Raw genomic sequence first — 14,203 nt, 5'->3', positions numbered from 1 at the left:
TGGGGTGGGGGGCAGAACCTTTAGGAAACGTTCTTTACGAAGAGTTATACCCGAGGAACCCGCCCGGAGCAATGGGTCGAGGCGAGAAGGCGCGACGCGTCAGGACGTCGGCGCCGCCCAGTGCGCCGGCGTCGGCAGCGCGTGATAGTCCAGGTCGATGCCCCGGTCGGAGACGGATGCCGTGCAGTACAGCAGCGACTGCGTCGGATACCCGTGGGGTCGGTTGTCGCGGATGATGGCCCTGTCGTCTTCGGGGGAGAGGCGGGCGGATGCCGCCAGCATCCCCACCCATTCCGCTCGCCAGTCGGCGCTCGCGGAGGTCGGTCCGAGAGAGCGGAACTCCGGCAGCCACGCCGCGATGCGCGGCGTCTCCTCGTCGTCGAGATCGTCGTGCGCGATCATGTGCGTGCCGGGCTCGATGGGCGTCTCCCGCAGCGTCGCGCCATCCCAGCTGAGCACGCGGGCGCCCTCCGGACGGACCTCCAGGAGGTTGAAGCCGTGCATCCTCTCGGGGGCGACGGGCGAGCGCCCCATGACCGACTCCAGGGCGAGCGACCCCCGCGACAGCGCCTGATCCGCGGGCAGATCGAGCACGTCGGCACGGTTCAGCAGCACCGCGAGACGGCGCTCCGCCGGGTTCGCGGCGAGCCAGGCCCCTCCGGCGCGGCGGTCGCGGATGCCGATCACGCCCGGATGGCTCTCCGGCCACCAGGCGCCGGGCTCGTCCCAGTCGCGCTGCGGGTCCTCATCGCGCACAGCGAGCAGACGGACGGATGCCGCGTCTGCCGCGTCGACGATGACGGTGCACATCAGTGGTCCCCTCCGGAGAGCTGGTCGAGCACGTGGTCGAGCACGCCGTCGAGCACGGCGAGACCGTCGCGGACGCCCCCCGAGGATCCGGGCAGGTTCATCACGAGGCATCCGCCGGCGATGCCAGCCACGGCCCTGCTGAGCACGGCGGTCGGCGTCACGGCGGCACCGCGGCGCCGGACCTCCTCGACGATGCCCGGCAGCTCCGCATCGAGCAGAGCGCGGGTCGCCTCCGGAGTGCGGTCGTCGGGCGAGATCCCCGTGCCGCCGGTCGTGAGCAGGACGGACGGATGCTGCGACAGCAGCGCCGCGAGGGCATCGGCGACCCCGGCATCCGCCGTCACCTCGACCCGCACGTCGAAGCCGCGCTCACGCAGCCACTGCGCGATCACCGGGCCGGTGCGGTCGTCGTACACGCCGCTCGCGGCCCTGGTCGACACCACGAGCACGTGAGCCGTGCGGGTCACGGGCGCGACCAGTCGCCGCTCTTGCCGCCCGACTTCGCGAGCACGAGCACGTCGGTGATGACGGCGTGCTTGTCGACGGCCTTGATCATGTCGTACAGCGTCAGCGCCGACACGCTCGCCGCCGTGAGGGCCTCCATCTCGACCCCGGTGACGCCGTTCGTCACGGCGGTCGCGACGATGCGCACCCGATCGCCCTGGGGCTCCAGGTCGACCGACAGCTTCGTCAGCGGCAGCGGATGGCACAGCGGGATCAGCGTCGACGTCTGCTTGGCGCCCATGATGCCGGCGAGCCGCGCCGTGCCCAGCGCCTCACCCTTGGGCAGCGAGCCGTCGGCGATCATCGCCACGACCTCCGGCGTCGTCACGAGCACGGCCTGTGCGGATGCCTCTCGACGGGTCACCTGCTTCTCGGTGACGTCGACCATGTGCGCCGACCCGTCCGCTCGCAGGTGCGAGAGCTCACTCATCGATCCTCCAGACCTCGACCTCGGCGCCGGCGGGAAGCGCGGCGATGCCCGTCGGCACATGCACCAGAACCGTGGCGCGCGCGTAGTCGTGCAGCAGATGCGACCCCGGCGCCCCCACCGCGACACTGCCGTCGTCGCGCAGCATCCCTCGGCGGATCTGGTGCTTGCCCTGCGGGGACTCGATCGCGTGCGCGAGCGGCAGCCACGACACCTCGCGCCGTTCGCGCAGGCCCGCAGCCCGCCGCAGCAGCGGGCGCAGGAACATCTCGAAAGACAGCAGCGCCGACACCGGGTTGCCGGGGAACGCGATGACCGGAAGATCCGGGAGCCCCTCGCGTCGGAGGAGGCCCGCGCCCTGCGGCCCGCCCGGCTGCATGGCGACGTGCCCGAAGCTCACGCCGCGGGGTTCGAGGGCGTCGCGCACGACCTCGAAGGCGCCGGCGCTCACGCCGCCGGTCGTGACCAGCAGGTCGGCCTCGGGGTGCGCGGCGACGACCGCCAGCAGGGCGGACGCGTCGTCGGGGGCCGCCGCACAGGCGACCTCGGCGCCGACGTCGACGAGGGATGCCGCGAGTGATGCCGTGTTCGCGTCGTGGATCTGACCGGAGTCGAGAGGTTCGCCCGGGGCGCGCAGCTCGTGCCCCGTCGAGACCAGGAGCACCTTGGGGCGCGGACGCACCGGGGCGGACGTGAGCCCGACCGCGGCGAGGGCGGCGAGCTGCGCGGGGCCGAGGCGCGTACCTGCGGCGAGCAGCGACTGCCCCGCGGTGACATCGCTGCCGACCTCGCGCACGAACGCTCCCGGCGTCGCGGGGGCCGAGAACGCCACCCCGTCGCTCGGATCGCCCTGCGCGCCGCCGATGCCGAGGAAGCGCGGGGGATCCACCGCCTCGATCTGCACGACCGCATCGGCGCCCTCGGGGATGGCGGCTCCCGTCATGACCGGGGTCGCCGTGCCGGGCTCGTGCACGCCCGCGGCATCGCCCGCCGCGCGCACGCGTCCGATCGGGAGCCGCACCGGCCGCGCCTCGGTCGCCGCGGCGAGGTCGGCGGAGCGCACGGCGTAGCCGTCCATCTGCGAGTTGGTGAACGGAGGAACGGGGATCGGGCTGGCGATGTCGGCGGCCAGCACGCGGCCCCTGGCCGGACCTGCGGGAGCGAGCGGCACGGTCTCGGCGTGCGCCGGATCGGCGAGCGCGGAGAGGACGGGAGAGAGCAGAGCGGCGACGGCGGCTGCGTGCTCGTCGAGGGTCACGGTCATCGCGTCACCCGCCCGCGAACGGGGGGAGGATGTCGACGCGCTCGCCGGCGGGCAGTGCCGGGTCGCGGCGCACGACGCCGTCGACGAGGAACGACCCGCTCTTCAGCACGCGGGACATGGGGTCGCCGTAGCGGCCGATGAGCGCATCGCGAAGCGCCCCGAGGGTGTGGTCGGCTCCGAGGTCGAGCTCTTCCGCCTCGCGCCCCGCGGCCTCGGCGGCCGCGGCGAAGTACCGCAGCATCACGATCGCCATGCCGCTCATCCTATGACGAGCGGTGACGTCGATCGGTCAGGGGCGGACGCCGAACTGTCAGGGGGTTGGGGAAGGTGTCGGGGTGGGGGTGTCGGTCGGGGTGGGGTAGGTGATCGGGTCGGGGCGCGGGCCCGGCGTGGGGGAGTCGGGTGCCATGCCGAAGAACGGTTCGGCGGTCGGATGTTCGGACTGGGGTGTTGTGGCTCCCTTGAAGCCGTCGGGGAACATCAGATCCACGAGGTCGATCCAAGAGCCGGCTTCGCACGTGGTGGTGGTATCGAGGATGATGCCGTCGGAGGCGGGGCCGGAGCCGATGGTGATGAGGAGGTCGTCGATGTGGGCGTCGGGTTTGCGGGTGGTGATGGTGACGTCGGTGACGCCGCCGGTGTAGGAGCGGAACACGATCCCAGTCCAGCCGTGCTCCTCCAACCAGGCCGTGATGTCCTCGGCCTGCGCGTCCACCGATCCTTGCGGCAGACGCCACGGTGTGTCGTAGTTGCCGATCGTGGACCGGGTGAACTTGAACCGGTATCCATCGGCCCCGCACGGATCAGGCCGCTCCCCGTAGTTGTCGACGTCCCAGTCACCGTCGTGCAGGTAGAGCTGCAGTTCGGCGACGGCGTGTTTCGCGGTGGCGTTCACTGTCTGCGCCTGGGTGAAGAGGTCTTTGCCGGTGGGGGCGCATCCGGTGGTGGTCGTCATGATCGCTGCGAGCAGGGTCGTGGTGAGGGCGGCGGCTCGTGGGTGTCGGGTCGGTTTCACGGGTTCGGGGTCGGTGTGTCGGTCGGTTGGGGGTAGGTGATCGGGTCGGGGCGCGGGCCCGGGGTGGGGGAGTCGGGTGCCATGCCGAAGAACGGTTCGGCGGTCGGATGCTCCGACTGGGGTGTTGTGGCTCCCTCATACCCGTTCGGAAACATCAACTGGCGAAGACCATAGGCGTTTCCGGGTTCGCAGGTGGTGGTGGCGTCGAGGGTGATTGCGTCGAGATTCTTGCCGGGGGAGATGGTGATGAGGAGGTCGTCGATGTGGGCGTCGGGTTTGCGGTTGGTGATGGTGACGTCGGTGACGTCGCCGGTGTAGGAGCGGAACACGATCCCGGTCCAGCCGTGATCCTCCAACCAGGCCGTGATGTCCTCGGCCTGCGCGTCCACCGTTCCTTGCGGCAAACGCCACGGGTCATTTTTGGAACCGACTTTTGACCGGCTGAACTTGAACCGATACCCGTCGACGCCGCAGGATTCCGGGATCTCGCCGTAGGTGTCGACGTCCCACTCACCGTCGAACAGGTAGAGCTGCAGTTCGGCGACGGCGTGTTTCGCGGTGGCGTTCACTGTCTGCGCCTGGGTGAAGAGGTCTTTGCCGGTGGGGGCGCATCCGGTCAGTGTCATGGTCACTCCTAGAACGGTCGCGAAAGCCCACGCGAGTCGTCGTGTGGTCGTCGTGCGGTGAGGCGTGGTGCGGTGGGTCATCCGTGTTCCTCGATCCGGGTCATGAAGTCCGCGACCGCTTGTGTGAACGACTGGCTGCGCGGGTCGAGGTAGCCGACACTGTCACCAGGCATCGTGAGCACCCCGCAGAACGATCCGCCGAATTGTCAGGGGGTTGGGGAAGGTGTCGGGGTCGGTGTGTCGGTCGGGGTGGGGTAGGTGATCGGGGCGGGGCGCGGGCCCGGCGTCGGAGAGTCCGGCGCCATCCCGAAGAACGGCTCGGCCGACGGATGCTCGGACAACGGTGAGGTGTAGTCGGAGAGACCGCCCGGGAACATCAGGTCTGCAAGAGTGTCCACATTGCCGGGTTCGCAGGTGGTGGTGGTGCGGAGGTTGATGCTGTCGGTGGCTTCGCCGGGGCCGATGGTGATGAGGAGGTCGTCGATGTGGGCGTCGGGTTTGCGGGTGGTGATGGTGACGTCGGTGACGTCGCCGGTGTAGGAGCGGAACACGATCCCGGTCCAGCCGTGATCCTCCAACCAGGCCGTGATGTCCTCGGCCTGCGCCTCCACCGATCCTTGCGGCAAACGCCATGGTGCGTCGTAGTTGCCGATTGCGGACCGGGTGAACTTGAACCGGTATCCGTCGGCCCCGCAGGATTCAGGGATCTCGCCGTACGTGCCGATGTCCCAGTCACCATCGAACAGGTAGAGCTGCAGTTCGGCGACGGCGTGTTTCGCGGTGGCGTTCACTGTCTGCGCCTGGGTGAAGAGCTCTTTGCCGGTGGGGGCGCATCCGGTCAGTGTCATGGTCACTCCTAGAACGGTCGCGAAAGCCCACGCGAGTCGTCGTGTGGTCGTCGTGCGGTGAGGCGTGGTGCGGTGGGTCATCCGTGTTCCTCGATCCGGGTCATGAAGTCCGCGACCGCTTGTGTGAACGACTGGCTACGCGGGTCGAGATAGCCGACACTGTCACCAGGCATCGTCAGCACCCCGGCGATGGGGCCCACCGTCGCCACGCTCAAGGGGTCTACGCGGTGGATCCGGTAGAGGAGGTTGGTGCTCGCCCCCTCATTGTGCCCCTGTGTGGGAAGGCCTGTGTCACCACCCGGGCCGAGGTAGCCGTCGACGGGGCCGCCGTCGGATCCGAACACGTCGACACCCGGCAGATCGGCGGGGTTCACCGGGTGCTCGGACACCCCGGGCACCCGCCCCCACATCGCGATCCAGTCGAGGTCGGCGGACGTGGATGACACGGTGAGGTCGCCACTGGCGATCTGCTCGTCGAGATTGGTGCCGGCGCCCGGGGTGAGGCCGGCCGACCCGAAGAGGGTCACGTGATCGAACACGCCGGGGGACTGCAGCACGGCGTCGGCCGTGGTGGTCGTGCCCAGCGAGTGCGCCCATCCTTCCTGCCAGGCGGACGGGTTCACGAACCGGAATCCCTCGATCAGTGCGACCTCACGGGCGGCGCCGTCTTGCGGACGGTCCGCACCCTGCACCGTGACCATGTCACCCGAGTCCCACTCCATGAACAACACCACCGCCGTCGACGAATCCAGATGACGCTTTCCGGTTTGATCCAGAAGCGCCTCGGTGAGGTCGTCGCCGATCGTTCCCCAGTCCTCGAGTTGTCCGAGGTCGGTGGCGATGCCGTGCGTGATCGTGATGATCTGATCCGCCGTATCTGCGTCTCCCCACACGAGCGACGCCCGCGGGTCACCATCCGTGTCCAAGAACACGGACAACAGGGTCACGCCAGCGGCAGCGGCCTTGCGATCGAGGAGCTTCAGCTTGGTCTTCTGGTCACCGGTGAGGTTCGGGTCGGCGAGCAGGCGCTGCAGCTCCTGCTCCGCGAATGGGGAACGCTCCGAGACCTTCAGGCCGTTGAGGTTGCCGATCGCGCCGGGCGCGTTGCTCCACAGGGTGCCCAGCGGCCCGGTCGTCCACGCGCCGGACGTGTCTTGCGTCGACCGCGCCTTCAACGAGGCGAACAACGCCGCCGCAGCCGCGGGAGGCACGAACCCGACGGTCTCCATGAACTCCGGGTGATCGTTCAGCCACGCCTCGACCTTCTTCGGGGCGGCGTCCGCAAGCCACTGGATGCGCGTGTCGACCGACGAGGTCACCGCCTGCGCGAAGTAGTCCTCCAGGCTCAGCGGTTCGCGCCGGCTGTCGAAGCCCTGCGAACGACCCGGCGGGACGATCCCCCAGTACATCTGCGAGCTGTGCACCTCTGACCCATCCGAGCGCCTCACGGTGTCGCCACCGGTGATGCTCCTCAGCGTCGTCGCCAGCGCGGCCTCAGCCTCGTCGAGGTCTCGATGGAACCGGTCGACGTCGAGCGCCAACGTCTCCGCCTCGTCATCGAGGATCGACAGGTTCGCTTTCGCGTTGCCGTAAGCGGTGGTCTCGGGGTGATTGCGTCCTGTGATCACCGGATCGTTCGCGGGGTCCGCGCGAAACTCCGCGATCTCCTCGCGCAGCGTGGCCTGATGATTCGCGTGACGCTGGTTGAGGTTGTCGATCCGCCCGAGGAGATCCGCGCGTCTCACCTCCAGCGGCCCGAAGTCGTGGAAGCTCGCATTGCCCAGCGCCGACTTCGCCGCCGCCATCGCGTCTGAGAAGTCAGACATCGAACTCTGCGGCGTGATCAGCATCCCTGACACCGGAACCGCGGGGATGAGCACGAACGCGTCGTCGAGCAGCTTCCACTGCGTGACCACCGCATCGAACGTGTCGCTCACCCTCTGACCGAGGGCTGCGGCATCTGTCGCGAGCGAATCCATCGCCGACGCCGACGGCACCGCCTTCAGCGAGAACGACACGAAATCTCCCGACGAGGTCACATCGAACCCCAGCCGTCGACGAAGGACTGCGAGTTCTTGGCCTGCCACTCCGCAGCCATCTCATCGTCGCCCGCGGCGATCGCCGTCGTTCCCTCCACGATCGCCTGCGCCGACGAGGCGATCACGTCGATCGCTTTTCCCGGTATCAGCGAACGCAGATCGAGAAAGTCGCTCCATGCATCAGACAGCACCGAGCGTCCACCGGCGACGAGATCGGCCTTTCGGGCGAGCAGGTCGCTCGCAGCGATCACCATCGCCTCCAACGGCTCGCCCTCGCGATCCACCGCCGCCAGCACCCCGACCACCTGATCCGGCGCCACCGACCAGCCATCCATCATCTTGCATCCCCCCGGATCCACGGGCCCGCTTGCCGACCCCGGGACGAGCCTAACCGAGCAGCCGACATGAGCGGGCGAGCGAAGGGCGGACATCGATGCCCCGTCGTAGACTCTCGGCATGACTCCGCCCGTCGACACAGAGTTCGTCCGTTCTGGGCTCATCGAACCGGGGCCGGCGCTGGAGCCCGACCGCATCACCCGGTACAGCCGTCAGCTCATGCTGCCCGGCTTCGGCGAGACGGCGCAGCGACGGCTCGCCGCATCCCGCGTCCTGGTGATCGGCGCGGGCGGCCTGGGGAGCGCCCTCGTCCCCGCGCTCGCCGGAGCCGGCGTCGGCACGATCGGCATCGTCGACGACGACCTCGTCGAGCTCTCCAACCTGCACCGCCAACTCAGCCACGGCGTGGCCGACATCGGTCGGGCGAAGGTCGACTCGCTGGCCGAGACCGTGCGGGCGATCGACCCCGCCTGCACCGTGCACCGGCACCGCGAGCGGGCGGTGGCGGCGAACCTCCCCGGACTCCTCGCCGACTACGACCTGCTCGTCGACGGGAGCGACAACTTCGCCACCCGCTACCTCGCGAACGACGCCGCGGAGCTCGCGGGGAAGCCCCTGGTGTGGGGGTCGATCCTGCGCTTCCACGGTCAGGTGGGCATCGCGTGGAAGGGGCACGGCCCGACGTTCCGCGACCTGTTCCCCGCGCCGCCCCCGGCCGACGAGGCGCTCTCGTGCGAGCTCGGCGGAGTGCTGCCCAGCCTGTGCACGGCCATCGGATCGCTCATGGCGACCGAGGTCGTCAAGCTGATCACCGGCGTCGGAGAGCCGCTGCTCGGCCGCGTGCTGTTCTACGACGCGCTCACCGCCCGCACCCGGGAGATCGCCTACGCGGTCGACGAGACGCGCGAGGAGCTCACGGGGCTCGACGACTACGAGGTCCTGTGCGGCACGGCACCCGACCCCGGCGCCTCGATCTCCGCGGCCGAGCTCCTGCGCAGGCGGCGGGCGGGGGAGCGGATGCTGCTGCTCGACGTCCGCGAGGCCGAGGAGGCCGCGCTGCGTCGGATCCCCGGAGGGAGCCTCCTCCCGGTCGGACGGATCGACGCGGGGGAGAGCCCGGAGACCGCCCTGCCCGTCGTGGTCTACTGCGAGAAGGATCCGCGCTCCCGCCGGGCCGCTGCGGCGCTGCGCGAACGCGGATTCGACGCGGTCCACGTCGTGGGCGGCATCCGCTCGTACGTCGAGATCGGCGGAGAGGTCGTCGGCGACGCCGACCGCCTGACAGACACGTCCGCCGCGCGCGGAGAAGGAGTTCCCGCATGACCTTCGCCCTGATCACCGACGAGCCGATCGACGAGGCGGCCGTCCGCGGCGCCGTGGGCGGAGACGCCGACGGCGCGGTCGTGATGTTCTGCGGCGTGGTGCGCGACCACGACGGCGGACGGGCGGTGCGCGCGCTGGACTATCGGGCGCACCCCGACGCCGAGCGGTTCCTGCGCGAGATCGTCGAGCGCACGGCATCCGAGACCGGGATGAGGGTGGCGGCGGTGCACCGCATCGGCGATCTGCGCATCGGAGACATCGCGCTGTTCGCGGCGGCATCCGCCGGCCACAGGGCCGCCGCGTTCGAGGCGTGCGAGCGCCTGGTCGAGGAGATCAAGCGCGGCGTGCCCATCTGGAAGCGCCAGCACTACGACGACGGCGTCTCCGAGTGGGTCGGCCTCTGACCACCAGCGGCTTCCCCTGTGGTCGTTGTGCGAGGAGCGCAGCGACGAGACGAAACGCTGCGTCGGTCGTGCGGCTTCCCGCCCCATGGTCGTTGAGCGAGGAGCGCAGCGACGAGACGAAACGTCGTGTCAGCTGTACGACGCGGGGCTGCGCGTGCCGCGTCTGCGTGTCGTCTCGCTGCGCTCGCTCAACGACCGGGGGCTGGGGGTGGGGCGTGTCGTCTCGCTGCGCTCACTCGACGACCGGGGCGAGGGCGGTCAGCCGCCGATGTAGCTCATCTCGATGCGCTGGCGTGCGGCGCGCAGCTCGGGGGTGAGGTCGGCGCGGATCTCGGAGTAGCGGTCGTCGCGCGCGGCCCAGATGCCCGCCATCGCCGCGGACAGCTCGTCGTCCGACGCGCCGCCGCGGAGCAGTGCGCGCAGGTCGTGCCCCTCGGTCGCGAACAGGCAGGTGAAGAGCCGTCCCTCGGTCGAGATCCGTGCGCGGTTGCAGGTGCCGCAGAACGTGTTGGTGACCGAGGAGATGATCCCGATCTCGCCCGAGCCGTCGGCGTAGCGCCACCGCTTCGCGGTCTCGCCCGTGGCCCTGGCTCCCACCGGCTCGAGCGGGAACAGCGCGCCGATGCGCTCCACGATCTCGGCCGCCGAGACCACCTCGTCCAGCTCCCAGCCGTTCGAGGTCCCGACATCCATGTACTCGATGAACCGCAGCGTGTACGGGGTGTCCTTGAAGCGGGCGGCCATCGCCTCGATCTCGCCGTCGTTGAGCCCTCGCTTGACGACCATGTTGATCTTGATGGGGCCGATGCCCGCCGCCCGCGCGGCCCCGATGCCCTCCAGCACCCGTGACACGGGGAAGCGGACGTCGTTCATGCGCTGGAACAGCTCGTCGTCGAGCGTGTCGACCGAGACGGTGAGCCGGTCGAGCCCCGCGTCCTTGAGCGCCTGCGCCTTCGCGGCGAGGGCGGAGCCGTTCGTGGTCAGTGCGATCTCGACCCTGTCGCCGTCCGGCGTCCGCAGCGCCGAGAGGCGGGAGATGAGTTCCTCGATGCCGCGGCGCAGCAGGGGCTCCCCGCCGGTCAGCCGCAGCTTGCGGACGCCGTGGTCGACGGCGATCCGCGAGAGATGCTCGATCTCGTCGAAGCTCAGCAGCTCGTCGCGGTCGAGGAAGGCGTAGTCCCGCCCGAACACGGCACGCGGCATGCAGTACACGCAGCGGAAGTTGCAGCGATCGGTCACCGAGATGCGCAGATCGCGCAGCGGACGATCACGGGCGTCGAGGAGGCCGACGGAGGGCAGGCGCAGCGCTCCGGCGGTGCCTGCACCGGTTCCGTGAGACGGCGTGATCCTCATCGTCCACCCTTTCGAGTGGCTACGGTAGCACCGGATGCCGGGAGTGCCTCTCCCGCCCCCGGTCGTTCCGGTGGCGTTCACCGCCGTCCGCACCGCGGGGCGGCGACGGATGCTCAGGCGGGGGCATCCGCGTCGCGCCGCAGGGAGACATCGGCGGCATCGACGCGGAACGCGAGGGCCGCACCGGGGCGGATGCCGAGGGCTGCGGCGGTCCCGGACGGGCAGTCCACCGCCAGCTGCGGATGCTCGGCGGTGAACAGGCGCACGCCGCCGGCGACGGCCTCCATGACCGCGACCGTCCCGAGCCAGGAGTTCTCTCTCGGGGGCGGGGCCGTGCCGGCATCCGCCGAGATCCGCACCGACGAGGGGGCGAACACCGCCGATCCCGCCTCGCCGACCGCGAGCGCGTCGCCGTGGCCGATGAGGCGGAGGCCGCTCTCGGCCTGCAGGGCGTTCCCGGTCGCACCGGATCCCGTGATGAGGTTCACCCCGGCGATGGCCGCGGCGAAGCGCGAACGCGGATGACCGAGCACCTCGGCGGTCGGCCCGTGCTGCACGACGCGCCCCTCGTCGATCACGACGGTGCGCGCGGCCAGCATCACCGCGTCGAGCGGATCGTGCGTCACGATCACGATCGGGATGCCGAGGCGGTCGCGCAACTGCGTGACCAGCCGGCGGGCCTGCGTACCCGTCTCGGCGTCGAGGGAGGCGAAGGGCTCGTCGAGCAGCAGCGCGAGCGGGTCCGCAGCGAGGGCGCGCGCGAGGGCCACGCGCTGCTGCTGGCCTCCGGAGAGCTCCGCAGGGCGGCGCCCCGCGATGTCGTGCAGGCCGACCTCGTCGAGGTGCACGAGCGCTCGGCGCCGTGCCGCGGGAGCGGGAACCCCCTGGGCGCGCGGACCGAAGGCGACGTTCTCCAGGGCCGTGAGGTGGGGGAACAGCAGCGCGCGCTGACCCAGCAGGCCGATCCGTCGCCGCTCCGGGGGAGTCGACGCGGCGATCGGCGAGCCGTTCAACGCGATCGTGCCCTCGGCGTGCGGAGCGTAACCGGCGATGGCCGCGAGCAGCGTGGACTTGCCCGCGCCGTTGGGCCCGAGCAGCGCCAGCGCCTCGCCCGGCGCGACGGCGAACGCCGCAGCCACGCGGAAGGCTCCGGCCCGAGCCGTGATGTCGACGTCGAGGGTCATCGCACGGCATCCGCTCGCCAGCCGCGCATCAGCAGGAGCACGGCCACCGCCACGAGGATCAGCAGCAGCGACAGCGCGATCGCGGTGTCCTCCTGCACGCCCGCTCCGTTGAACGCCGTGTAGATCGCGAGCGGCATGGTCCTGGTCACACCGGGCGCGTTGCCGGCGAACAGGGCGGTGGCCCCGAACTCGCCCATCGCCCGCGCGAAGCAGAGCACGGCGCCTGCGATGAGACCCGGTGCGGCGAGCGGCAGGGTCACCCGGCGGAACACGGTCAGCGGGCGAGCGCCCAGGCTCGCGGCGACCGCCTCGTGCCCCGTGCCGACGGCGCGCAGCGCCCCCTCGACCGAGATCACGAGGAACGGCAGCGCCACGAAGACCTGCGCGATCACGACCGCGGCGGTCGTGAACGGGATGCGGATGCCGAGCACCGCGAGAGCGCCGCCGAGAAGCCCGTTGCGGCCGAGGAGCGACAGCAGCGCGATGCCGCCGACGAGGGGCGGCAGCACCAGCGGCAGCGTGGTCAGGGTGCGCAGGACCGCGGCGAGGGCGCCCGAGCTGCGCGCGATCACGAGGGCGAGCGGCACGCCGAGCAGCACGCACACGGTGGTCGCGACCGCCGCGGTGGACAGCGAAAGGCCGAGGGCCTGCAGGGCCGCCGGTGCGGTGATCGCCGCGGGCACGGCCGTCCAGTCCAGGCGGATCAGGAGGGCGACGAAGGGCAGCGTCAGCACGAGGGCGCCGAGCACGGCCGGCACCCAGAGCCAGGGCGGCACCCGTCGATGGATGCCGCCGCGCCGCCCTTCGTCGTCGCCGCTCACGGAGCGCCGAAGCCGAGGGTCGTGAGCACCTTCTGTCCGGCATCCGACAGCACGAAGTCGACGAACGCCTTCGCGGCCTCCGGATTCTTCGTGCCCTTCAGAGCGGCGATCGGGTAGACGTTGGTCGCGGCATCCGCGCCGTCGATCGCGATGCCGGTCACCGCGTCGCCCGCGGCCTTCACATCGGTCGCGTACACGAGCCCCGCGTCGGCCTCGCCCGACTTCACCTTGGACAGCACGGCTGTCACGTTCTGCTCCTCGCTGGCCGGGGTCAGCGTCACGCCCGCGGCGTCGAGCAGAGTGCGCGAGGCGCTGCCGCACGGCACCTCGGCCGCGCACACGACCACGGTGAGGGCGGGGTCGGCGAGATCTGCGAGGGTCTCGACGCGCGTCGGGTCGCCAGGGGCGACGGCGATCTGCAGCACGTTCGTCGCGAACGCCTCACCGGACCCGGCGAGCCCCGCGTCGGTGACCTTGGCGAGGTTCTTCTCATCGGCCGAGGCGAAGACGTCGGCCGTGGCGCCCTCGATCAGCTGGGTGGCGAGCACCGAGGAGCCGTCGTAGCTGATCGGGAGCACGTCGACGTCGGGATGCTGCGCCTCGAACTCGGCGGCGAGCTCGTCGAAGGCCGCGGTGAGCGAGGCGGCCGCGAAGATCGTCAGCTCGCCGCTGAGGGCGTCGGCTTCGGTGGTGGCCGCGGGGGAGGCCGGAGCGGCGTCGGGCGCGGGGGTGCTGCAGCCGACCAGGGCGGCGAGGCCCGCGGCGGCCAGAGCGACGAGCGCGGAGGCGCGGATGGCGCGGGTCACGGGGTGTTCTCTCTCTCGGTCTCGACGACCACCATGGTCGCCTTGATCACGGCTGTCGCCTTGCTGCCGACCTCGAGTGCGAGCTCGCGGGCGGCCTCGGCGGACATCAGGGACACGACGCGGTGCGGACCGCTCTGCAGCTCGACCTGCGCCATGAGGCCGTCGATCTGGACGGCCGTCACGAGTCCGGTGAAGCGGTTGCGGGCGCTGCGGCGGACGGGGTCGTCATCGGCCGCTTCTCCGGCGAGCCGCTGAGCCTGCGCGGCGAGGTCGGTCCCCGCCACCACCTGGCGCCCCGAGGCGTCAGGAACGGCGGGCAGGATGCCGTCGCCCACCCAGCGGCGCACGGTGTCGTCGCTGACGCCCAGAAGATGGGCTGCTTCACTGATCCGGAAATGCGTCATGGCGTTGACCATAGTTCCGCATCTGCGGAATCACAAGAC

The 14,203-nt window shown here is 70.8% G+C and carries 18 protein-coding genes; 3 read left to right on the top strand and 15 right to left on the bottom strand.

The features are described from left to right. Positions 1–99: 99 nt before the first annotated feature. From ACFY5A_RS03830 to ACFY5A_RS03785, 10 genes are all read right to left on the bottom strand, one after another. Positions 100–810: an NRDE family protein gene (locus tag ACFY5A_RS03830; protein WP_387231912.1), complete on the bottom strand. Its 711-nt coding sequence runs from the start codon at positions 808–810 to the stop codon at positions 100–102. Next, positions 810–1,277: a MogA/MoaB family molybdenum cofactor biosynthesis protein gene (locus ACFY5A_RS03825; RefSeq protein ID WP_341941031.1), complete on the bottom strand. Its 468-nt coding sequence runs from the start codon at positions 1,275–1,277 to the stop codon at positions 810–812. Before ACFY5A_RS03825 ends, ACFY5A_RS03830 begins: the two co-directional genes overlap by 1 nt. Then, a complete protein-coding gene (moaC, locus tag ACFY5A_RS03820) occupies positions 1,274–1,744 on the bottom strand; it encodes a cyclic pyranopterin monophosphate synthase MoaC (RefSeq protein WP_105676196.1) in 471 nt (156 codons plus the stop codon). The genes ACFY5A_RS03825 and moaC overlap by 4 nt, the downstream gene beginning before the upstream one ends. Further along, positions 1,737–3,005 carry a gephyrin-like molybdotransferase Glp gene (gene glp / locus ACFY5A_RS03815; protein WP_387231909.1) on the bottom strand — a complete coding sequence of 423 codons (1,269 nt, stop codon included), beginning with the start codon at positions 3,003–3,005 and terminating at the stop codon, positions 1,737–1,739. The genes moaC and glp overlap by 8 nt, the downstream gene beginning before the upstream one ends. Before the next feature lie 4 nt (positions 3,006–3,009). Further along, a complete protein-coding gene (locus tag ACFY5A_RS03810) occupies positions 3,010–3,258 on the bottom strand; it encodes a MoaD/ThiS family protein (RefSeq protein ID WP_105676200.1) in 249 nt (82 codons plus the stop codon). A gap of 57 nt (positions 3,259–3,315) precedes the next feature. Continuing rightward, the gene (locus tag ACFY5A_RS03805; protein ID WP_387231907.1) at positions 3,316–3,960 is read right to left on the bottom strand and encodes a hypothetical protein; all 645 of its coding nucleotides are present in this window, start codon (positions 3,958–3,960) and stop codon (positions 3,316–3,318) included. A 56-nt stretch (positions 3,961–4,016) separates the two neighbouring features. Further along, the gene (locus ACFY5A_RS03800) at positions 4,017–4,646 is read right to left on the bottom strand and encodes a hypothetical protein (protein WP_387231905.1); all 630 of its coding nucleotides are present in this window, start codon (positions 4,644–4,646) and stop codon (positions 4,017–4,019) included. 206 nt (positions 4,647–4,852) lie between these two features. After that, the gene (locus tag ACFY5A_RS03795; RefSeq protein ID WP_387231903.1) at positions 4,853–5,494 is read right to left on the bottom strand and encodes a hypothetical protein; all 642 of its coding nucleotides are present in this window, start codon (positions 5,492–5,494) and stop codon (positions 4,853–4,855) included. Between the two features lie 77 nt (positions 5,495–5,571). Further along, complete coding sequence (locus tag ACFY5A_RS03790) at positions 5,572–7,512, bottom strand: alpha/beta hydrolase (RefSeq protein ID WP_387231901.1); 1,941 nt, start codon at positions 7,510–7,512, stop codon at positions 5,572–5,574. Between the two features lie 17 nt (positions 7,513–7,529). Then, the gene (locus ACFY5A_RS03785; RefSeq protein WP_341941037.1) at positions 7,530–7,871 is read right to left on the bottom strand and encodes a DUF6507 family protein; all 342 of its coding nucleotides are present in this window, start codon (positions 7,869–7,871) and stop codon (positions 7,530–7,532) included. Between the two features lie 118 nt (positions 7,872–7,989). Between ACFY5A_RS03785 and ACFY5A_RS03780 the strand changes: the two genes are divergently transcribed. From ACFY5A_RS03780 to ACFY5A_RS03770, 3 genes are all read left to right on the top strand, one after another. Further along, positions 7,990–9,192 carry a ThiF family adenylyltransferase gene (locus ACFY5A_RS03780; RefSeq protein ID WP_341941038.1) on the top strand — a complete coding sequence of 401 codons (1,203 nt, stop codon included), beginning with the start codon at positions 7,990–7,992 and terminating at the stop codon, positions 9,190–9,192. Continuing rightward, positions 9,189–9,596 (top strand): molybdenum cofactor biosynthesis protein MoaE, encoded by a 408-nt coding sequence (locus ACFY5A_RS03775; protein WP_387231898.1) that lies wholly within the window; start codon positions 9,189–9,191, stop codon positions 9,594–9,596. The genes ACFY5A_RS03780 and ACFY5A_RS03775 overlap by 4 nt, the downstream gene beginning before the upstream one ends. An 85-nt stretch (positions 9,597–9,681) precedes the next feature. Next, positions 9,682–9,870 carry a hypothetical protein gene (locus ACFY5A_RS03770; protein ID WP_387231896.1) on the top strand — a complete coding sequence of 63 codons (189 nt, stop codon included), beginning with the start codon at positions 9,682–9,684 and terminating at the stop codon, positions 9,868–9,870. On the opposite strand, the gene moaA is transcribed toward ACFY5A_RS03770, so the two are convergent. The 5 genes from moaA to ACFY5A_RS03745 form a co-directional block, all read right to left on the bottom strand. Next, positions 9,855–10,949: a GTP 3',8-cyclase MoaA gene (gene moaA, locus ACFY5A_RS03765; RefSeq protein ID WP_387231894.1), complete on the bottom strand. Its 1,095-nt coding sequence runs from the start codon at positions 10,947–10,949 to the stop codon at positions 9,855–9,857. The two genes, ACFY5A_RS03770 and moaA, sit on opposite strands and share 16 nt — an antisense overlap. A gap of 113 nt (positions 10,950–11,062) precedes the next feature. Beyond that, positions 11,063–12,133, bottom strand: a complete 1,071-nt coding sequence (locus ACFY5A_RS03760; protein WP_387231892.1) for a sulfate/molybdate ABC transporter ATP-binding protein — start codon at positions 12,131–12,133, stop codon at positions 11,063–11,065. Then, entirely contained in the window at positions 12,130–12,954 is an 825-nt protein-coding gene (locus ACFY5A_RS03755) for an ABC transporter permease (protein ID WP_341941042.1), read from the bottom strand. The genes ACFY5A_RS03760 and ACFY5A_RS03755 overlap by 4 nt, the downstream gene beginning before the upstream one ends. Then, on the bottom strand, positions 12,951–13,760 hold the full coding sequence (gene modA, locus ACFY5A_RS03750) for a molybdate ABC transporter substrate-binding protein (RefSeq protein WP_387231890.1): 810 nt from the start codon (positions 13,758–13,760) through the stop codon (positions 12,951–12,953). Before modA ends, ACFY5A_RS03755 begins: the two co-directional genes overlap by 4 nt. Beyond that, positions 13,757–14,164, bottom strand: a complete 408-nt coding sequence (locus ACFY5A_RS03745) for a molybdopterin-binding protein (RefSeq protein ID WP_387231888.1) — start codon at positions 14,162–14,164, stop codon at positions 13,757–13,759. The genes modA and ACFY5A_RS03745 overlap by 4 nt, the downstream gene beginning before the upstream one ends. Positions 14,165–14,203: the final 39 nt, after the last annotated feature.

Source organism: Microbacterium sp. NPDC012755 (assembly GCF_042901325.1).
GTDB classification, from domain to species: domain Bacteria; phylum Actinomycetota; class Actinomycetes; order Actinomycetales; family Microbacteriaceae; genus Microbacterium; species Microbacterium natoriense.
The sequence above is the reverse complement of the archived record's forward strand: the minus strand, read 5'-3'. Positions and strand labels throughout refer to the sequence as shown.